A 20,573-nucleotide genomic window follows, 5' to 3' on the forward strand; every position below is an offset into this window, starting at 1 on the left:
TGGCTGAATCGGAAAACGCCAGGCGACCGCATGCCCCACCTGGTGACAAGCGCCCCGGAGCAGCGACCACAAAGGACCCTCGGATGCTCTTTCGATCCCCCGAACCACCTCATCCTGTCGCGGCCGGGGGGCCGGCGGGCGGCATTCTCGCCCGCGACGTAACCGTGACCTATCGCAACGGGCACACGGCTCTTCACGACGCGAGCTTCGAGATTCCGCGCGGAACGATCACCGCCTTGGTCGGTGTGAACGGAGCTGGAAAATCGACGCTTTTCAAGGCGATCATGGGCTTCGTTCCCGCCGGGCGGGGCGAAATCCGGCTGCTGGGAAAAACGGTGAAGGAAGCGCTGCGGGAGAACCTCGGTGCCTATGTCCCGCAGTCCGAAGAGGTCGACTGGACGTTCCCGGTGCTCGTCGAGGATGTCGTGATGATGGGCCGCTACGGGCACATGGGCTTTCTGCGACGTTCCGGAGCCGCGGATCGCGCAGCCGTCGATGAGGCATTGCGTCGCGTCAACATGCGAGATTTCCGGCATCGCCAGATCGGGGAGCTGTCGGGCGGCCAGCGCAAGCGCGTGTTCCTCGCGCGGGCGCTGGCGCAGGATGGCCAGGTCATCCTTCTCGACGAACCCTTCACCGGGGTCGACGTCAAGACCGAGGAGCAGATCGTCGGCCTGCTGCGCGAGTTGAAGGACGAAGGCCGCGTCATGCTCGTCTCGACTCACAATCTCGGCTCGGTGCCGGAGTTTTGCGATCGTACCGTGCTGATCAAGGGCACGGTGTTGGCCTACGGGCCCACCGAGACGACGTTCACGCGCGACAACCTCGAACGTGCCTTCGGGGGCGTATTGCGGCACTTTACCTTACGGGGCAACGCGCTGCACGACGATGACGACCCGCGCGAGGTCAGGATCATCACGGATGACGAACGCCCATTCGTGCATTACGGCGATCCGGCGCAGGTCGCTGACGTCGCCGTCGTTGGCGAGACGGGATCTGCTCCGCCTTCCGCACACGGCGGCCATGCGGAGAAGCAAGGCGGCCGGTCATGATCGCCACGCTTCTGGAGCCATTCGGCTATAGCTACATGTTCAACGCCATGTGGGTGTCGGCGCTGGTGGGGGGTGTCTGCGCCTTTCTGTCGGCTTATCTGATGCTCAAGGGCTGGTCGCTGATCGGCGACGCCCTGTCCCATTCGGTGGTGCCCGGCGTGGCGGGCGCTTACATGCTCGGCTTGCCGTTCGCGCTCGGCGCGTTCGTCGCAGGCGGGCTTGCGGCGGGGGCGATGCTGTTCCTGTCCGGGCGCTCGGGACTCAAGATCGACGTCATTATCGGCATTATCTTCACGTCGTTCTTCGGCCTCGGCCTCTTCATGGTCTCGCTCTCCCCGATGTCGGTCAGCATCCAGACGATCATCATGGGCAACATCCTTGCGATCACCCCCGAGGACACGCTGCAACTGGCGATTATAGGATTCGGCTCGCTGGCGGTGCTTCTGGCCAAGTGGAAGGACCTGATGGTGGTCTTTTTCGATGAGAACCATGCCCGCTCGATCGGCCTTCGCCCGGAGTTGCTGCGGGCGGTCTTCTTCGTACTTCTGTCGGCCGCGATCGTGGCGGCGATGGTGACCGTGGGCGCGTTCCTGGTCATCGCCATGGTCGTGACGCCGGGCGCGACGGCTTATCTGTTGTCCGATCGCTTCCCGCGGCTGATTGCGCTATCGGTGGCGATCGGAACCCTCACCAGCTTTTTTGGCGCCTATGCGAGCTATTTCCTCGACGGCGCGACAGGCGGCATCATCGTCACGCTGCAGACGCTGATATTCCTGACGGCTTTCGTCTTCGCGCCGAAGCACGGCCTGCTGGCGGCGCGCCGCCAAGCGGGAAAGGCGTTGGCCCGTGCGCCTGTCCCGCCGGTAACGACCAACGAGGCTCGGCCATGATCGACGCCTTGGTTCAACCTTTCCAGTTCCCGTTCATGCAGAACGCCTTCTGGATCGCCCTGCTGGTAGCGCCGCCGACGGCGCTTCTATCCTGCTTTCTGGTGCTGAAGGGCTGGGCGCTGATGGGCGATGCGGTCAGCCATGCCGTCCTGCCCGGCGTTGTGCTTGCCTGGATGACCGGTCTGCCGCTGATCGTCGGCGCCTTCGGAGCCGGTATGACCTGCGCGCTTCTAACCGGGTATCTTTCCCACAACAGCCGGGTGAAGCAGGACACCGTCATGGGCGTGGTCTTCTCGGGCATGTTCGGGATCGGGATCATCATGTACACCGCGATCACCACGAACGAGCATCTCGACCACGTCCTGTTCGGAAACATGCTGGGGGTAGTGCCGCAGGACCTGTGGACCGCGGGACTGATCTCGCTAGTCGTCTGCGCGTTTCTGGTCCTGAAGTGGAAGGATCTTGTTCTGCACGCCTTCGACCCGGCGCAAGCGCGGGCCAGCGGCCTGCGCGTCGGCATGCTCCATTACGGCCTTTTGTCGGTGCTGTCGCTGGCTATCGTCGCCACGCTATCGGCTACCGGTCTGATCCTCGCGGTGGCGCTGCTGGTCACGCCCGGAGCGATCGCGTTCCTCATGACGCGCAGTTTCGGGCGAATGATGGTCGTCTCCGTCGCCGTGTGCCTGGTGGGCATGCTGGCCGGTACCTACGCGAGCTTCTTTCTCGACAGCGCGCCCGCCGCCACGATCGTCCTGATCTTGACGGCGATTTTCATCATGGCTTTCCTACGGCGCTTGCAGGTTACCCGCGCAACTTCACGAAAGGTCGTTAAGGCAATCGCCTGAGGCGCTTGCCTCCGTTTGGGAACGGCCTCGCTGTCTTCGTCCCGGCGCGCGTCTGGTGGACGGTCCATTGCCTGGTTCCCGCCCTCCATTTCGCCGACGCGGCGACGTGACGGCAGCAAAGGCAACGCAACGAAGAACACGGCGACGAAGCGCTGCGGCGATCGGCCAGAGGCTGGAGCGGGCGATGGGGATCGAACCCACGACATCAAGCTTGGGAAGCTTGCGTTCTACCGCTGAACTACGCCCGCGCTCCGGCCGGGACCATGACCGGCCGCTGGTTCCGCGTCAAGACGCTTGTGGGCCGAGTGCGACCCGGTTTCCCCCCTTCATCTGCTGGAACGGTCCAGATTGTCATCTGACGCCCTAGGCGATCAAATCGCAGAAGCCCTGGATCCTCGCCGACGAGGTCGTGCACCCCATGCGGCGCATTCCAGTCGTAAAACACGACGCCCTTGCCCCGCAAGGTCCCGGCGAGATCGGAATCGAGAATGGCGAAGCTCTCGTTGGTATGGGTTTCCCAAGCCTGCCGCGCGTGCGGACTCGCGTCGATTCCGGCGCGCAGGCGATCGGCCATGCGGTTGGCGTGGGCCGCAAGATCGAGCCAAAGATCGTCCTCGAGATAGGCCATGAACTGGGCGGCGACAAAGCGCGTCTTGGAGAAGAGCTGGGCGCCGCGCTTGCGGATGTAAGGAAACTGGCGAGCCTTGTCGGGATCGAAGAAGACGACGGCTTCGGCGCACCAGCAGCCGTTCTTGGTGGCGCCGAAGGACAGGATGTCGACGCCGCGCTTCCAGGTCATCTCGGCCGGCGTCAGACCGGTCGCGACGAGGCCGTTGGCAAAGCGCGCACCATCCATATGCAGCGTCAGATCGCGGCCATGGGCGATCCGGGCGATCGTCTCGATCTCGTCGCCGGAATAGAGCGTGCCGGCTTCGCCGGGCTGGCTGATCGTCACGGCCATCGGCTGGCCCGCATGGACGAAATCCGGCTTGAAGCGGGCGATCTCGCGCTGAAGATTGAGCGGATCGATCTTGCCGTCAACCCCGTCGATCGGCGCAAGGCGGGCACCGTGGGTGAAAAACTCCGGCGCGCCGCACTCGTCCTCGATGACATGGGCCTCGCGGTGGCAAAGCACGACGCCGCCGGGCCGGTTCACGGCGGCAAAGGCGAGCGAGTTGGCCGCGGTTCCGGTGCCGACGAAAAACACCGCCACCTCGCGTTCGAACACTTCATCGAAGCGACGCTCGACGGTCTTGTCGAGGTCGCTGGCGCCATAGGCGGCGGCCATGCCGTCGCCATGGGCGGAAAGAGCTGAATTGATCGCCGGGTGGGCGCCGGACCAGTTGTCGGAAGCGAAAATCATGGCGCTGCCGTATCGCGCCGCGTCGCCAAGGGCAAGGCAGGTTCAGGGCAAAGCTGGAGACGGCGGAGGCCGCTCCGCTGGCTTGCCGCGGGCGGTGAAATCCGCTCACCTTTGCGTGTCAGATCTCAGCGAAGTCGAATTTGTCGTGCCAAAGCTCGCATCGGGATGCTAGCAGCACCGAATGTCGATTGCGAAATCCATGACGACCGGCAATGGTCCGAGCGTATTTTTCCGCTGGGTGCTTCCGGTCATCGGGGCAGCCATCGCGCTCGCAACCCTGTTCTGGCTTTACCAAGGCCTCGACGTCGGCCGATTTTTGTCGGCGGTCGCGACCGCCAATATGGGCTGGCTGGTCATGCTGGCGGCAACGATCCTGCTCGAGCAACTGACCCGCGGCTGGAAATGGCGCCAGATCCTGTTCGATCTGAAACCGATCTCGAGCGTCAGGTTGTTCGGGGCGATCATGGCGGGCTACGGGGTCGCGATTCTCGTTCCGCTGGGCGTCAGCCCGCTCGTCCGCTCTTGGCTGATCGCGCGGCTGGAGGGGCTGCGGATGGCCAGCGTGCTCATGACATCGGCGATCGAGCGGTTTCTGGACGGAATCGTGTTCGCGTTGCTCGCCGCTTTCGTGGCGCTGGTCGGCCGAATTCCTGATGTCGACGGCGATGTGAGGACGGGGCTGGCGGTCGCGGGCGGTCTGAACCTCTTGTTGTTGTCCGGGCTACTGTATCTTCTGTTCATCGGGCGCTCGCCACTGGGCCGCGAGAATGCACGGGTCAGCCGCTGCGTCGACTGGCTGGCCGCCAGGGGGCGAGGCCGGCTCGCCGGGCTGAGGCAGGCCATTCGCGACGGCATCGTCTGGCCGCGTGATCGCAATCGCCAGATCGGGGCGGTGCTGGCCAGCGTGGCCATGAAGTTCATCGCGGCGACCCATTTCCTTTGGGCCGGTCTGGCGGTGGGTGTCGTGCTGGCTCCGCTCGATTATCTCTTCCTGATGATTTTCGCGGGCTTTGCCCTGGTGCTTGCCCGGTTCGTCCGCGTTCCCAGCGGCTTCGTCATCGGCTCCGGCTTCGCGTTGAAGCTGCTCGGGGTACCCGACGAGCAGGCTCTGGCGATGATCCTGTTCAACCACGTCCTCACCATCGTCCTGATGGTCGTGGTCGGCCTGTTGTTCCTGTGGCGGAGCGGAATCGATATTCGGCAGGCGCGGCAAGCGGAGCCTGTCCAAGAGGCCGTCGAGCGAGGTTTGCGCAGGCTCGTGCGGTGAGACGGAGACTGTTCGCTCCCGCCATCTTGCCGATCCGGGCGGGTTCTGCCATATTGCCGCTGATAGGACAGCAATGCTGTCATAATATGGTGAAAATGGGCCGTGCGGGCGCGCGTTTCGCGCCTAAAAGACACGGCCAGGTTCTATCCTGACGCCAGAGGTCGTGCGACAAGCCGGCTGACATGGAATGCTCGGGCGGCGGCTGGACGCGGGGACATGCCCCGATGGCCACGCCGAACCGGGCCTAAAAGTGCGGCCGCAACTGGCCGGATGCAGATACGGGCGCGGCCGAATGGCGGCGCCGCGACGACGGGAGACGACGCGATGACGAATCTGTCCAACGCCGAAACCTTCGAGACCGCGATCTCGACCACGGACGTCGCCGCGGCGATCAAACCGCGCACGGCGCCCGGACGGACGGGTCTCTACGACCCGCGCAACGAGCACGACGCCTGCGGCGTCGGCTTCATCGCTCACATGAAGAACGAAAAGTCCCACTCCATCGTCGAGAAGGGCCTGCAGATCCTGCAGAACCTGACCCACCGCGGCGCCGTCGGGGCGGATCCGCTGATGGGCGACGGGGCGGGAATGCTCGTCCAGATTCCGCATGATTTCTTCAAGGAGGAGATGGCGGCTCGCGGCGTCGATCTGCCGGAGCCCGGCGACTATGGCGTCGGTCACGTCTTCATGCCGCGGGATGCCGAACGGCGGCGGCACATCGAGGCGGTGTTCGAGGAGGTGGCGCGCGAGGAGGGCCAGACGGTGCTCGGCTGGCGCGACGTGCCGGTCTCGAACAAAGAGCTTTCCGAGGCGCCAGAGATCGTCGCGACGGAGCCGGTGCACCGGCAGATCTTCATTGCGCGCGCCGCGTCCATCCCCGGGAACGACGAGTTCGAGCGCCGGCTCTTCATCCTGCGCAAGGTCGTCTCGAACCGGGTCTATTCGGAGGCGAAGGGCGAGGACATCGGCTTTTACGTCGTGTCGCTCTCCTCGCGGACGATCGTCTACAAGGGAATGTTCCTCGCCTATCAGCTTGGAGCCTATTACGCCGACCTTTCGGACCCACGCTTCGAGAGTGCCCTGGCGCTGGTCCATCAGCGCTTTTCCACCAACACCTTTCCTTCCTGGAAACTTGCCCACCCCTACCGGATGGTCGCCCATAACGGCGAGATCAACACCCTGCGCGGAAACGTCAACTGGATGGCGGCGCGCCAGGCGTCGGTGGACTCGGAGCTGTTCGGCAACGACATCTCCAAGCTCTGGCCGATCTCCTACGAGGGCCAGTCGGACACCGCCTGTTTCGACAACGCGTTGGAGTTTCTCACCGAAGGCGGCTATCCGCTCGCCCACGCCATGATGATGCTGATCCCGGAAGCCTGGGCCGGCAACAAGCAGATGGCGAAGGAAACGCAGGCCTTCTACGAGTATCACGCGGCGTTGATGGAACCCTGGGACGGCCCGGCGGCCGTTGCCTTCACCGACGGACGGCAGATCGGCGCGACGCTCGACCGCAATGGCTTGCGGCCGGCGCGCTATGTCGTCACCGACGACGATCTCGTCATCATGGCATCGGAAGCCGGAACGTTGGAAATCCCGGAAGAGCGGATCGTCACCAAATGGCGGCTGCAGCCGGGCCGGATGCTGCTGATCGACCTTGAAAAGGGCAGGATCGTCTCCGACGACGAGATCAAGCGCGAGATGGCCGGCGCGCACCCCTATCGCGACTGGCTGAAGAACACCCAGATCATACTGGAAGACTTGAAGCCGGTGGCGCCGCGGGCCTCGCGCTCGGACGTCTCGCTGCTCGATCGCGAGCAGGCCTTCGGTTACACGATCGAGGAGACCCGCACGCTGATGGCGCCGATGGCGACCACCGGCCAGGAAGCGATCGGCTCGATGGGCACCGACACGCCGATCTCGGCGATGTCGTCGAACCCGAAACTGCTCTACACCTATTTCAAGCAGAACTTCGCCCAGGTCACCAATCCGCCGATCGACCCGATCCGGGAGGAACTGGTGATGAGCCTGGTGTCTTTCATCGGCCCGCGCCCGAACATCCTCGACCTGGAAGGCTCTTCCCGCCGCAAGCGGCTGGAGGTGCGCCAGCCGATCCTGACCAACGGCGATCTGGAGAAAATCCGCAATATTGGCCACACCGAGGACCGGTTCGATACCAAGACCCTGGATATGACCTACGCCGTCGAGAGCGGCGCCGCGGGCATGGCCGGGGCGCTCGACCGTCTTTGCGAGCGGGCCGAGGCGGCGGTCGTCGGCGGCTACAACATCATCATCCTGTCGGACCGGCAGGTCGGCCCGGACCGGATTCCGATCCCGTCGCTGCTCGCCTGTGCGGCGGTGCATCACCACCTGATCCGCAAGGGCCTGCGCACGGCGGCCGGTCTCGTCGTCGAATCCGGCGAACCGCGTGAGGTGCATCACTTCGCGTGTCTGGCCGGCTACGGGGCCGAGGCGATCAACCCCTATCTCGCCTTCGATACGCTGCTCGAAATGCACCGGCGCCAGGAATTTCCGCCGGAAGTCGATCCGAACGAGGTCGTCACGCGTTACATCAAGTCGGTGGGCAAGGGTCTGTTGAAGGTCATGTCCAAGATGGGCATCTCGACCTACCAGTCCTATTGCGGCGCCCAGATTTTCGACGCCGTGGGCCTACAGTCGGACTTCGTCGAGCGGTACTTCACCGGTACGGCGACGACGATCGAAGGCGTTGGCCTCGACGAGGTGGCGCGCGAGACGGCGGAGCGCCACGCCCGCGCCTTCTCAGACGATCCAGTGCTGGCCCGCTCGCTCGAGATCGGCGGCGAATATGTCTATCGGATGCGCGGCGAAAGCCACATCTGGTCGCCGGACGCTGTGGCGACGCTGCAGCATGCGGTGCGGACCGATTCCTGGGACAAATACCAGGACTACGCCAGGATGGTGAACGAATCCGCCGTCCAAAACTCGACCATCCGGGGCCTCTTCCGCATCAAGACCGCCGAAGAGGCGGGCCGCAAGCCGGTGCCACTGGACGTGGTGGAGCCGGCCAAGGACATCGTCAAGCGCTTCTGCACCGGGGCGATGAGTTTCGGCTCGATCTCCCGCGAGGCACACACGACGCTGGCAAGAGCGATGAACCGCATCGGCGGCAAGTCGAACACCGGCGAGGGCGGCGAGGAATCCGACCGGTTCACGCCGCTGCGCGACGGCTCGGCGAACCCGGAGCGCTCAGCGATCAAGCAGATCGCGTCGGGGCGGTTCGGCGTGACCACGGAATATCTGGTCAATGCCGACATGCTGCAGATCAAGGTCGCGCAAGGGGCCAAGCCGGGCGAGGGCGGGCAGCTGCCCGGCCACAAGGTCGACGCGACCATCGCCAAGACCCGGCACTCGACGCCGGGCGTCGGCCTGATCTCGCCGCCGCCGCACCATGACATCTATTCGATCGAGGATCTGGCGCAGCTGATCTACGATCTGAAGAACGTCAATTCGGCGGCCGATATTTCGGTGAAGCTGGTCTCCGAGGTTGGCGTCGGCACGGTCGCGGCGGGCGTCGCCAAGGCACGCGCCGACCATATCATCGTCGCTGGCTACGACGGCGGCACCGGCGCCTCGCCGCTGACCTCGATCAAGCACGCCGGCAGCCCCTGGGAGATGGGACTGGCGGAGACCCAGCAGACGCTGGTGCTGAACGGCCTGCGCTCGCGCGTCTGCCTGCAGGTCGACGGGGGGCTCAGAACCGGTCGCGACGTCATCGTCGGGGCGCTGCTCGGCGCCGACGAGTTCGGCTTTTCGACCGCGCCGCTGATCGCCGCCGGCTGCATCATGATGCGCAAGTGCCACCTCAACACCTGCCCGGTCGGCGTCGCGACGCAGGACCCGGTGCTGCGCAAGCGCTTCAAGGGCACGCCCGAGCATGTGATCAACTTCTTCTTCTACGTGGCGGAAGAGGTGCGCATGATCATGGCGGAGATGGGCGTGCGTCATCTGTCCGAACTGGTTGGCGAATCGCAATTGCTCGACCGCAAGGAGATGATCGACCACTGGAAGGCGAAGGGACTCGACTTCTCCAAGGTGTTCTTCAAGCCGGACGCACCGGCCGGGGAACTGCGCTGGACCAAGCGGCAGGAGCACCCGATCGTCGATGTTCTCGATCGCAAGCTGATCGCCGAGGCGGAGCCGGCCCTGACGGCGCGGCAGACGGTAGTGATCGAAACCCCGATCACCAACGTCGACCGGTCGACAGGGGCGATGCTGTCGGGCGAAGTCGCCAGACGCTACGGCCTGAAGGGGCTGCGCGACGACACCATCACGGTGAAGTTCGCTGGCACAGCCGGACAGAGCTTCGGCGCGTTTCTCGCGCGGGGCATCACCTTCGAGCTGACCGGCGACGGCAACGACTATGTCGGCAAGGGGCTTTCGGGCGGACGCATCGTCGTCAAGCCGCGCGCCAACTCCCGCGTCGTGCCGGAGGAATCGATCATCATCGGCAATACCGTGCTCTACGGCGCGATCTCGGGCGAATGCTATTTCCGGGGCGTCGCCGGCGAACGCTTCGCGGTCCGCAACTCCGGCGCGATCGCGGTAGTCGAGGGTGCGGGCGACCATGGTTGCGAATACATGACCGGCGGCGTCGTTGTGATCCTCGGCCAGACCGGGCGCAACTTCGCGGCCGGCATGTCGGGCGGTGTTGCCTATGTCTACGACGCGGTCGGCGATTTCGCCGAGCGCTGCAACATGGCGATGGTCGATCTGGAGCCGGTGCCGGAGGAGGACGATCTTCTGGAAAGGCTGCACCACCATGGCGGCGACCTCGCCTACAAGGGCCGTGTCGACGTCTCCTCGGACATGACGGGCCATGACGACGAGCGGCTGTTCCAGTTGATCTCCAACCATCTCCACTACACCGGCTCGGGCCGGGCGGCGGAAATACTGGAGAACTGGGAGGTTTACCGCCCGAAGTTCGTCAAGGTGATGCCGGTCGAGTACCGCCGGGCGCTGCAGGAGATGGAGCGCATGAGAATGGGCGTGGCGGCGGAGTAGCCGCCGTATCCGGCTTTCGTCGGCGGTGTCAGCGGGTTACGGGCGCGCCGACGGACGATCGACTTTCGCCGCGGATTGCGGCATCAGCGCAGGCAAGCCGGCTTTGGCTCGGCCTGTTTCCAGATACAACCGGGTCCGAGACGGGGCGACGCTTCCCGGACCGTGGCCTGCGAAACGCTCTCGGCTCGCGAGGGTCGGAAGAACGGAGTGACTGAATGGGCAAGGTTACCGGATTTCTTGAGATCGATCGGCAGACGCACAAGTACCAGCCGGCCTCCGATCGCATTCGCCATTTCCGCGAGTTCACCCTGCCGATGTCCGACGAGGAAGTCGGCAAGCAGGCGGCCCGCTGCATGGACTGCGGGATTCCCTATTGCCACGGGCCCACGGGCTGTCCGATCCACAACCAGATCCCGGACTGGAACGACCTCGTCTACCAGGGCGACTGGGAGACGGCGATCCGCAACCTGCATTCGACCAACAATTTTCCCGAATTCACCGGCCGTATCTGTCCGGCGCCCTGCGAGGAAGCCTGTACGCTGACCCTCGAGGATGTGCCGGTGGCGATCAAGACGGTCGAACAGGCACTGGCCGACAAGGCCTACAAGCTCGGGCTGATCAAGCCGCAACCGGCCAAGACCAGAACCGGCAAGCGTGTCGCCATCATCGGCTCGGGACCGGCGGGTCTCGCCGCCGCGCAACAGCTCGGCCGCGCCGGCCATGACGTGCATGTGTTCGAGCGGGAATCGCGTCCGGGCGGGCTGATGCGTTACGGCATTCCGGACTTCAAGATGGAAAAGCACTGGATCGACCGGCGCGTCGCGCAGATGGAAGGCGAGGGGGTCACGTTCTTCTGCGGCGTCGATGTCGGCAAGGACAAGCGAGTGGCGGAGCTGACCGCCGAATACGACGCGGTGCTGTTCTGCGGCGGTGCGGAGCGCCCGCGCGACGCGGGGATTCCCGACGAGGGGCTGACCGGTATTTACGATGCGATGCCCTACCTCGTGCAGCAAACTCGCCGGGTCGCCAGCGAGCCGATCGCCAGCGTCGGCTGGCCGAGCGAGGAGATCTGGGCCGGCGGCAAGCATGTCGTCGTGGTCGGCGGCGGCGACACGGCCTCGGATTGCGTTGGCACGGCCTTCCGTCAGGGCGCGGTCAAAGTGACGCAGCTCGACATCCGCCCGCAGCCGCCGAAGACCGAGAACAAGCTGGAAGTCTGGCCCTACTGGGCGACCAAGATGCGGACCTCGTCGAGCCAGGCGGAAGGCGCGATCCGCGAATTCCAGATCGCTACGCTCGCATTCGTCGGCGAGGACGGGGTTCTCACCGGCGTCGAGTGCGCGGAAGTCGACGAACAACGCAAGCCGCTGCCTGGAACCGAGTTCATCATCAAGGCGGACCTCGCCTTCATCGCCATTGGCTTCGCGGGTCCGTTCATGGATGGCTTCATGCGTGACGCGGGCGATGCTCTGGCGACCCGGACCGATCGGCGCGGAAATGTTTCGATCGCGGCCGACGACGAGCGTTATCTGACGTCGATGGACAAGCTCTATGCCGCTGGTGATACGCGTCGCGGCCAGTCCCTTGTCGTGTGGGCGATCCGGGAGGGCCGGCAGGCGGCACGAGCGATCGATCTCGACCTGATGGGCGAAACGACGCTGCCTCGCTAGCGGCGACGATAGGCGTCGAGGTCGGCTCGATCCCGTGCGCGCTCGCCGTGCTTTGTCGATCGACGTCAGTTGGCGGGGGCGTCGCCCTTGGCGGCCTCGTTGTCTTCGGCCCAATCCTCGATGATCGCGTCGACGATCGACGGCATTTCTTCCGGCGGCTTGATGCCGTCCGATGCGCGCACGGCGTTCAGGTCCAACGTACCGCGATAGGCAATCGACTCCCCGTCCGGCACGACGGCGCCTGTTTTTTTGTTCCAGGTGAAATTGTCCGCGCGGCCCTGGACCTCCCCGGTTCCGTTGCCGGCAATAAGGCGATCGCGCGGCGACGGTTCCAGCGTGAAGCCGCGGGTCGTTCCGCCGCCCAGAAGGGTTTCGGCGCCGGCGAGCGCCGGATCATCGATGGAGAGGGGGACGGCCGTCACCGCATTGGCCGCATTGCCGAGTGGCGGCAATTGCATGTTCGGCAACTGCTCGGCGGACAGGCTGATCGCGGGGGATACGCCGTCCTTGAGAACCCGGGCGATGGCGCGCTCCGCGAAGAAGGCCATCTTGTCGTCGCCGGCGCTGGTCATCGTGATGCCGTCGGAGTTGCGAAGTTGTACCTGCTGGCCGCTGACGCCCGGTCCCGAATAGACGAAACTTCCGTTGGCATCGACGAAGCCTTCCCAGATGTCGACGAACTGGCCGGAAACCTTCGTCGCACCCTTGCGATAAAGATCATTGAGAAAGACCATGTCTTCGCTCATCCGCTCGAACTTGAACGACGGCATGCCAACCCAGATCAGAGGGATATCGCGGTTCTTCACCGTCTCGGCGATCTCCGCGATGCGTTTTTCGTACTCCTTCGTCCAACCCTCGGATCGCAACGACAGCGTCGCCGATCCGAGCTCGATCGGCTGACGGTCGTTGGACCCAAGCGCTACGACAAGCGCAGCCGGCTTTTCCTCGTCCAGTATCGGTCCGAGATTCTTGGTCCAGTCGTAGAAGTCGTCGCGCACCAGGCCGGACGAGCCGTTGGTGCGGGATTCGACCGTGACCATTTCGTTGTCGCCGTAAAGCGCGTCGAGACCATCGGCGAGCGAATCGGCGAGGAAATCGCCGACCACCAGCACCTTTTGGGCGTTGGCGTCCTTGGTTGCCTGAGCCTCCTCGGCAATCTGCGGCGCGCTGGCGCGAGCGCTGGAATTCCGGCTCGCAGTCTGCTTCTTAGCGGCATTACGCGCTTTCGGGCGGGCTTTGGCCTTTCGGCTGACCGTGGATTTCTTGCGGACGGAGGGTTTCTTGCGAATCACCTTCTTGCGGATGACCCGCGGCGGCGGCGCGGCGCGCGTACCGCCGCCGAACAGCATCTCCAAGACAGTGCGCGGACGTTCCTGTGCCGCCGCAATGCCGGACGGGGCCAACCCCGTTATCAGCACGGCGCAACCGGCGACAACGGCGATGAGGGCCAATCGCGCCCTTCTCCAGACCGTCATCGTCGCTTTCCGTGCCGTCATGAAGTCCAACCTTCCGCTACGGGATCAGTTTCGGCGAAGGAAGTCCAGCAGCGCCTTCGAGGCATTGCCATCCCGCGCCATGCCGGCTCGTCCCTGTAACGACATGATCGCGGATTTCGATCCAGATCCGATCTTACCATCGATCTTGCCGTCATAAAGCCCGCGGGAGGCGAGATGCCGCTGGAGTTCGTAACGCTCCTCGCTGGAAAGCGGCGTGTAGCCGCGCGGCCAGTCACGATACAGCCCGCCATATCCGCCGATCCGATCGCCGAGCAAACCCACGGCGAGCGCATATTTGTCGGCGTTGTTGTAGCTTTTCAGGACGAAGAAGTTCTTGGTCATCAGAAAGGCCGGTCCATTGTCGCCAGCCAGACGAACCAGATTGGCATTGTCGGAGGGATGCGGAAAAGCCTTGCCGTTCGCCCGGCGAAATCCAAGGCTCTGCCACTCGGCCAGCGAGCGGTTGTCGCGCTCCAGCTTGCCCCGGTAGCGATCCGGAACGATCACCTCGTAACCCCATGTCTTGCCGGATTGCCAACCGTTCTTGCGTAAGAGGTTGGCCGCCGTGGCGAGGGCGTCCGGCACCGATTCCCAGATATTGGCATGGCCATCGCCGTCGATGTCGGCGGCGTAGGCGAGGTAGCTGGTCGGGATGAACTGGGTGTGACCCATCGCCCCAGCCCAGGAACTGGTGAGCTTTTGCGGGGTAATATGGCCGGCCTGGACGATCTTCAACGCCGCAATGAGCTGCTGACGGGCGAATTTGCCGCGACGCTTGTCGAGATAGGCAAGTGTGGCGAGCGAGCGCGGCAAGCTCTTCATCACGTCGTCGCGGGCAAGAATCTGCCCGTAATTGGTTTCCATCGACCAGATCGCCAGGAGAATGTCACGGTCGACGCCGAAGCCCCTTTCGATGCTGTCGAGCCACTTGTCGTAGCGCGCGCGCATCGCCTGGCCCTTGGCGACCTGCTCGTCGTTGACGCGGTTGTCGACGTAATCCCAGACCGTGTCCTTGAACTCGGGCTGGTAGCGCGCTTTCTCCAGAACATCCGGATCGGGCGAGGTGACGCCCGCGAACGCCGCGCGATAGACGTTGCGGCTGACGCCATTCTTCGCCGCGACACTCTCGAAATTCTGGATCCATCGCTGAAAGCCAGCATCGGCGGAGGCCGGCGCCGCGAGAAAGATCGAGACGACCATCGCGACGAGGGTCGATCCGAGCCATCTCAAGCGGGGTCCGGTCTTTCGTTGCATGTGTCGTCTCCTGTGTCGGTTCATTCGGCTGGGCAAGGTTGGAAGACTAGGGCTATGTCATTAAGAGTTCGTTCATCACTCCGCAGGATTGCAAACGCGCGGTCGACTGTCTTTGCTGACTTATTTCGCTATTTCACGGCAAAAACGCGGCGAGACGTTCAAATAACGATATCGACCAAGCAGCCTTCCCGCGGGCATGTCGCCAAGGATTTGAGGACCAAGCCATCATGAAAAAAGTCAGAAAAGCCGTGTTCCCGGTCGCAGGTCTTGGGACGCGTTTCCTGCCGGCGACGAAATCCATTCCGAAGGAAATGCTGACGGTCGTCGATCGCCCGGTCATCCAGTACGTCGTCGACGAGGCGTGGGAGGCCGGGATCGAACACCTGATCTTCGTCACCGGGCGCAACAAGGGCGTCATCGAGGACTATTTCGACATTCAGGTCGAGCTTTCCAACACCCTGGCCGAACGCGGCAAATCGGCCGAACTCAAGCTGCTCGACGATCTGCAGCCCAAGCCCGGGACGGCGAGCTTCACCCGCCAACAGGCGCCGCTCGGTCTCGGCCACGCGGTCTGGTGCGCCCGCGACCTGGTTGGCAACGAGCCCTTCGCTCTGCTCTTGCCGGACATGATCATGCAGGCCGAAAAGGGCTGTCTTGCCGCGATGGTCGACCTATACGAGACCGCTGGCGGCAATGTCATCTCGGTCGAGCAATGCGACCCGAACGAAACGCAGAAGTATGGTATCGTTGGCGCGGGAGAGACGGTCGGGGCCGGTTTCCGTGTCGATGGCATGGTGGAAAAGCCAAGTCCCGCCGACGCGCCGTCGAATTACTACATCTCGGGCCGCTACATTCTGCAGCCTGAAATCTTCGACATTCTGAAGACGCAGGAAAAGGGTGCCGGCAACGAGATCCAACTCACCGACGCGATGCTGAAGCTCGCCGACCGTCAGGACTTTTCCGCCTATCCATTCACCGGACGGACCTTCGACTGCGGGTCGAAGGAAGGGTTCGTCGAGGCCAATGTCGCCTTCGCGCTGTGGCGTCCGGATATCCGGGAAAAGGTGATCGATAACATCGAACGGATGATCCATACGGTGGAGCCGAACGGCGAGGCGGTGGCGGCAAAGTAGTCGACGTCGCGCGCCACTCAGCGCTGCAGCTTCAACCCTAGACGTATCGTGTCGGCGCTGTAATCGCCATCGTCCGCGTCCGAATAGACTTCCTGATGGCTGTAGAGGCCAGTGAAGGCAAGGGTGCGGTTGAACCAGTAGGTGATGCCCGTCTCGCCGGTCAGCGCGATCTCGTCCTCCCGGGGAAGCGTCGAGTCGCTGTATTCGGCTGTCAGCGCCGCGGTCAGGTCCGCGCGGGCGGTCAGCACATGCCGCAGGCCGAGGGAACCCGTATAGGATGTCGTGGTGGATGTGCCCGCCGTCTCCGGCTCAAAGGCGGTGCGCGCGGCGAAGTTTACGTCCGTCCCGCGTCGCGGCGACCAGACGAGATTGGCGTCGAGGGTCGGTGTGCCAGTCGTCTCGGCCGCAGGGTCGTCCGGCAGGTTCCAGGCGTAACCGGCAGCGATCTCGCCTGTGAGCTTCTCGGCGAGGTCCAGCATCAGACCCGCCCGAAGCGAGGGAAGCAGCGAATCACGCCCGACATCGTTCGGCCCCCGGATGCTCGAATCGTCGAACAGGCGCCAGCCGACACTGCCCTCGATGAACGGGGAAAGCGCCGGTGACAGCTCGTAACCCGCCCTCAGCCCGGCGGTGAGCGTGGTGTAGCTCTGGTCGCGGAAACCCGCGGGCTGGCCGTAATAGGCCTCGCGGGCGGCGGTGCCGGTGCCGGTCATGCGCAGCCGGCCGAAATCGCGCTGGAGCTGCGCCGAGGTCGAGGCGGTCAGAATCTCGGGGCGGTCGGAATTACGCAGGGCTGCGTCGATTTCGCCGGCGTCCTCGCGGCGGTACGCCACCGCACCCCGCAGCGTAGCGGTGGTGAGACGGTCGAGATCGAACCGCCAGCGGCCGTCGACCGCCGCCTCCGGGTCGTCGCGGGTCTCGCCCGAGAAGTTTCGGCGAAAGGTGAGGCGGGAGTTCAACTCCGCCTCGTCCTGCGACCAGTCGGACAGCAGTCGGGCCGAGACGGTCGTTTCGCTGAAGGCACCGCCTTCACCACCGGGTATCTGGTCGCTATTCGTCGAGGTACCGAGGGTCTGGAGCAGCTCGGGATAGAGGATGAACCGTCCGGCGCGGATGCCGACGGGCGCGAAGGGGTCATCCTCGCCGCGGCGGACAATGCGTCCGATCGCTTCGGTCGGCCGGTTGGTCCGCAGGCTGGAATCGGCGGGCAGGGCTTCGCCAGCGACGCCCGCGGCGAGCGGCGGATTGCCCGGCGGAAGGCCGGTCGACGGACGGCTGTTCTGCCGCCGCCGCTCATCCCGTCGGATCTCGCCCGTATCACGCGCGTCGACGGGATCGGATCGCGGGTTTGCCGCGGGCACCGGCTTGGTGGCCCGCGACTGCCCAATCGTGACGTCAAGAGCATCGGCCTTGATGTCGGGTCCGCTGAACAGGTCGAATTCACGGGCCGGCGTCGGAGGTTCCCGGGCCGGGGCCTCATCGAGCAGCGGGCGGTCTCGCGGACGCTGCGCCGGATCCTGGGCACTCAAATCCCCGGACGCGTTGCTGAGAGTGCGCGTATCCGTTCGCAGGCCATCGAGGCCCCGCGAGCCGAGGAGTTCACCGTCGGTGCGCAGTTCCGGCATGGAAAGCGTCTGGCCGAAAGCCGCCATCGGGCACAGTCCGGACAGGAAAGGCGAGGCGAGGCCAAGCGCGGCGGTCGCTGTCGTCAATCGGAATCGGCGAAATTTCCAAACCATCGCGGCGTCGTCTGCACCTTCTGCGAGCACGCGCGGTGAAACCCGAGCTTGCCGAGAGGTAAATTTTCATGGTTAAGAATTCGTTATCGGGAATCACGCATCCCGTCTTCGACTTGGAAATCTGCCTGCGTCATCATTTGGTCCGAAGGGGCTGCGATGGGCGGTCACGGAGCCGTGGTGGCGGCACCTGACAGGAGCATGCGACGAACGTGTTTGCCAAATCCGAGCCTGACGATGTCGGCCTGCCTCTTGGCGCGCGGTCCGCCGTGCGCACGATCGAGACCGAAGCCGAAGGGCTGATGGCGCTGGCGGGACTGCTGAATGGTGACTTGGCAGCGCCGTTCGAGCGCGTTCTCGATATCATTCAGGGCATCGAGGGCCGGCTGATCGTCACCGGCGTCGGCAAGAGCGGGCATATCGGCGCGAAGATCGCGGCCACCTTCGCCTCGACCGGAACACCCGCCTTCTTCGTCCATCCGGCCGAAGCCAATCACGGCGATCTGGGCATGATTGGGCATGACGATGCGATCCTCGCGATGTCGTGGTCCGGGGAGACCGCGGAACTGAAGGGAATCGTTGCCTATTCCCGACGTTTCCGTATTCCACTCGTCGCCATTACCTCCCGTCCCGATTCCACGCTCGGACGCGAGGCCGACGAGGCACTGACGCTTCCAAGGGTCGCCGAAGCCTGTCCGCACGGCCTGGCTCCCACTACCTCTACGACGCTGCAAGTGGCGCTCGGCGATGCGCTCGCCGTCGCGTTGCTCGAACGCCGGGGGTTCACGCCGGGCGATTTCCGCGTCTTCCATCCCGGCGGCCAGCTCGGGGCGAGCCTGATGCATGTCGGCGACATCATGCATGTCGGCGAGGCGATGCCACTGGTTCCAGCCGGCACGCCAATGTCCGAAGCGATCATCGTGATGTCGCGTATGGGATTCGGCTGTGTTGCCGTCGTGGATTCGGACGGCCGCCTCAGCGGCATCGTAACGGATGGCGATCTGCGTCGGCATATCGAGGACGACCTGCTCGGGCAGACGGTCGACACGGTGATGAGCCGCGATCCCAAGACGATCGAACCGGAAACGCTCACCGCCAAGGCACTCGACATCGTCAACAGCCTGAACATCACGGCTTTGATGGTGGTGCGCCAAAAGCGGCCGGTCGGGATCGTGCATCTGCACGATTTGTTGCGGATCGGCGTGGCTTAGACGTGAAACGCGGCGGCGGCTCGATCCGTCAATGCGGCGGAACCGGCTCCACCGTCAGAACCGACCCCTTCGCGCCGACAATGCGCACGCGGCTCGCCTCGGGCAGGTCCGGCCCCTCGACGCTCCACCAGCTATCCTCGATGGCGACCCGGCCGCGGCCGTTGACGATCGCCTGGGTCAGTACCGCCTCGCGGCCGATCAGGCGGCGCGTCCTGCGATTGAGCAAGCCCGATTCGCCGGCTTCGCTTTTCGAGCCGTACCAGCGTCGCCCGAGATAGACGCTGATGGCCGATAGCACGACGAAGGCGAGAACCTGCTGCTCCCAGCCGAACCAGCCGCTGGTGCCAAGAAACAGGGTGTTCATGCCGACGATCAGCGCGGCTATGCCGAAAAACAGCAAATAAACGCCTGGCAGGACGACTTCGAGAGCGAGCAGGACGAGGCCGAGAATCCACCAGCCATAGCCCGACAGTGCCTCGATGAGGGTGTTCACGATTCGCTCCGTTCCCGTGGCGGCTCCGAAGCCCGGTTGCCGCTCGCCGGCGGGCGCAGGACGGTTCGCGACACGGACTGACCCGCCTCGCCGAAGGTGGCGCGGGCGACCTCGGCGATGCCGGCGATCGAGCCGATCAGCGAGGAGGCTTCCAGCGGCATCAGTACCACCCGCTGATTGGGCGCCGCGGCGATCTTCGCGAGGGCTTCGGTGTATTTCTGCGCGACGAAATAGTTGATCGCCTGGATGTCGCCCGCGGCGATCGCCTCGGAGACGACACGGGTGGCGGTCGCCTCGGCCTCGGCCAGCCGCTCGCGCGCCTCGGCTTCGCGCCAGGCCGCCTCGCGCTTGCCCTCGGCCTGCAGGATCTGTGACTGCTTCTCGCCCTCGGCCCGGAGAATCGCGGCGTTGCGCGAACCCTCGGCTTCCAGGATTTCGGCCCGCTTCTCGCGCTCGGCCATCATCTGCCGGGCCATGGAATCGACGAGGTTCTTTGGCGGGTTGATGTCCTTGATCTCGATCCGGGTGATCTTGATCCCCCAGCTGTTGGCCGCCTGATCGACCACGCGCAGGATCTTCTCCGAAATCGCGTCGCGATTGGACAGTAGGTCATCCAGATCCATCGACCCCATCACCGAACGAAGATTGGTCATGACGAGATTGAGGATGGCGTTTTCCAGCCCCGACACTTCGTACGCCGCCGCCGCCGCGTCGAGCACCTGATAGAAGGCCACACCATCGGCTGCCACCGACGCGTTGTCGCGGGTGATGACCTCCTGGGTGGGGACGTCCAGGACCTGCTCCATCATGTTCAGCTTGCGGCCGACCCGCTCGATGAACGGCACGATGATATTGAGACCCGGCGTCAGGGTGCGGGTATAGCGACCGAATTTCTCGACCGTGTAGTTGTAGCCCTGCGGCACCGTCTTGATCGTCGAGAACAGGACGACGATCGCGAAAAACAGAAGGACGAGAACGAAAATTCCGGAGCCCGAGAGCATGTCACCTCCACCCGCTCGGGACGGTGTCGCTCGGCGCGGACCCGTATCACCGACCGGTGTCTGACTATCGCGTCAGGCGCTCCGCGACGCAAGCGATGTTCCGCCCCTGCCGCAGCTGGGTA

14 protein-coding genes and 1 tRNA gene are annotated in these 20,573 nt (G+C 64.5%); 8 read left to right on the forward strand and 7 right to left on the reverse strand.

What is annotated here, in order from left to right; all coding sequences use genetic code 11:
• Positions 1-83 precede the first annotated feature (83 nt).
• The 3 genes from MJ956_RS03425 to MJ956_RS03435 are packed head-to-tail and all read left to right on the forward strand — an operon-like array spanning position 84 to position 2,787.
• Positions 84-1,052 (forward strand): manganese/iron ABC transporter ATP-binding protein, encoded by a 969-nt coding sequence (locus tag MJ956_RS03425; RefSeq protein WP_253963078.1) that lies wholly within the window; start codon positions 84-86, stop codon positions 1,050-1,052.
• On the forward strand, positions 1,049-1,942 hold the full coding sequence (locus MJ956_RS03430) for a metal ABC transporter permease (RefSeq protein WP_253963079.1): 894 nt from the start codon (positions 1,049-1,051) through the stop codon (positions 1,940-1,942). The genes MJ956_RS03425 and MJ956_RS03430 overlap by 4 nt, the downstream gene beginning before the upstream one ends.
• Positions 1,939-2,787: a metal ABC transporter permease gene (locus tag MJ956_RS03435; protein ID WP_253963080.1), complete on the forward strand. Its 849-nt coding sequence runs from the start codon at positions 1,939-1,941 to the stop codon at positions 2,785-2,787. The genes MJ956_RS03430 and MJ956_RS03435 overlap by 4 nt, the downstream gene beginning before the upstream one ends.
• 173 nt (positions 2,788-2,960) lie before the next feature.
• On the opposite strand, the gene MJ956_RS03440 is transcribed toward MJ956_RS03435, so the two are convergent.
• Positions 2,961-3,035 (reverse strand) — tRNA-Gly (locus tag MJ956_RS03440).
• Positions 3,026-4,150, reverse strand: a complete 1,125-nt coding sequence (locus tag MJ956_RS03445) for a threonine aldolase family protein (protein WP_423724789.1) — start codon at positions 4,148-4,150, stop codon at positions 3,026-3,028. The genes MJ956_RS03440 and MJ956_RS03445 overlap by 10 nt, the downstream gene beginning before the upstream one ends.
• 181 nt (positions 4,151-4,331) lie before the next feature.
• Here MJ956_RS03445 and MJ956_RS03450 point away from each other — a divergent pair, with 181 nt between their 5' ends.
• The 3 genes from MJ956_RS03450 to MJ956_RS03460 all read left to right on the forward strand — a co-directional run bounded on the left by MJ956_RS03450 (position 4,332) and on the right by MJ956_RS03460 (position 12,127).
• Positions 4,332-5,417: a lysylphosphatidylglycerol synthase transmembrane domain-containing protein gene (locus MJ956_RS03450; RefSeq protein ID WP_253963081.1), complete on the forward strand. Its 1,086-nt coding sequence runs from the start codon at positions 4,332-4,334 to the stop codon at positions 5,415-5,417.
• 324 nt (positions 5,418-5,741) lie between these two features.
• A complete protein-coding gene (gene gltB / locus MJ956_RS03455) occupies positions 5,742-10,457 on the forward strand; it encodes a glutamate synthase large subunit (protein WP_253963082.1) in 4,716 nt (1,571 codons plus the stop codon).
• A 215-nt stretch (positions 10,458-10,672) separates the two neighbouring features.
• A complete protein-coding gene (locus MJ956_RS03460; protein WP_253963083.1) occupies positions 10,673-12,127 on the forward strand; it encodes a glutamate synthase subunit beta in 1,455 nt (484 codons plus the stop codon).
• Between the two features lie 65 nt (positions 12,128-12,192).
• Here the strand turns inward: MJ956_RS03460 and MJ956_RS03465 are convergent, their stop codons facing one another.
• Both MJ956_RS03465 and MJ956_RS03470 read right to left on the reverse strand, forming a co-directional pair.
• On the reverse strand, positions 12,193-13,602 hold the full coding sequence (locus tag MJ956_RS03465) for an SGNH/GDSL hydrolase family protein (protein ID WP_253963084.1): 1,410 nt from the start codon (positions 13,600-13,602) through the stop codon (positions 12,193-12,195).
• Between the two features lie 45 nt (positions 13,603-13,647).
• The gene (locus MJ956_RS03470; protein ID WP_253963085.1) at positions 13,648-14,877 is read right to left on the reverse strand and encodes a lytic murein transglycosylase; all 1,230 of its coding nucleotides are present in this window, start codon (positions 14,875-14,877) and stop codon (positions 13,648-13,650) included.
• Positions 14,878-15,104: 227 nt separating this feature from the next.
• Here MJ956_RS03470 and galU point away from each other — a divergent pair, with 227 nt between their 5' ends.
• On the forward strand, positions 15,105-16,010 hold the full coding sequence (gene galU, locus MJ956_RS03475; RefSeq protein ID WP_253963086.1) for a UTP--glucose-1-phosphate uridylyltransferase GalU: 906 nt from the start codon (positions 15,105-15,107) through the stop codon (positions 16,008-16,010).
• 17 nt (positions 16,011-16,027) lie between these two features.
• Here the strand turns inward: galU and MJ956_RS03480 are convergent, their stop codons facing one another.
• Positions 16,028-17,722: an outer membrane beta-barrel protein gene (locus MJ956_RS03480; RefSeq protein WP_253963087.1), complete on the reverse strand. Its 1,695-nt coding sequence runs from the start codon at positions 17,720-17,722 to the stop codon at positions 16,028-16,030.
• A 236-nt stretch (positions 17,723-17,958) separates the two neighbouring features.
• Between MJ956_RS03480 and MJ956_RS03485 the strand changes: the two genes are divergently transcribed.
• Positions 17,959-18,957, forward strand: coding sequence for a KpsF/GutQ family sugar-phosphate isomerase (locus MJ956_RS03485; RefSeq protein ID WP_253963088.1), 999 nt, complete (start codon positions 17,959-17,961; stop codon positions 18,955-18,957).
• Positions 18,958-18,985: 28 nt separating this feature from the next.
• Here MJ956_RS03485 and MJ956_RS03490 read toward each other — a convergent pair whose 3' ends face one another.
• Both MJ956_RS03490 and MJ956_RS03495 read right to left on the reverse strand, forming a co-directional pair.
• Positions 18,986-19,450 carry an NfeD family protein gene (locus MJ956_RS03490; protein ID WP_253963089.1) on the reverse strand — a complete coding sequence of 155 codons (465 nt, stop codon included), beginning with the start codon at positions 19,448-19,450 and terminating at the stop codon, positions 18,986-18,988.
• A complete protein-coding gene (locus MJ956_RS03495) occupies positions 19,447-20,451 on the reverse strand; it encodes an SPFH domain-containing protein (protein ID WP_253963090.1) in 1,005 nt (334 codons plus the stop codon). The genes MJ956_RS03490 and MJ956_RS03495 overlap by 4 nt, the downstream gene beginning before the upstream one ends.
• Between the last annotated feature and the right edge of the window lie 122 nt (positions 20,452-20,573).

It is taken from the genome of Aurantimonas marianensis (assembly GCF_024195285.1).
Classification (GTDB): Bacteria; Pseudomonadota; Alphaproteobacteria; order Rhizobiales; family Rhizobiaceae; genus Aurantimonas; species Aurantimonas marianensis.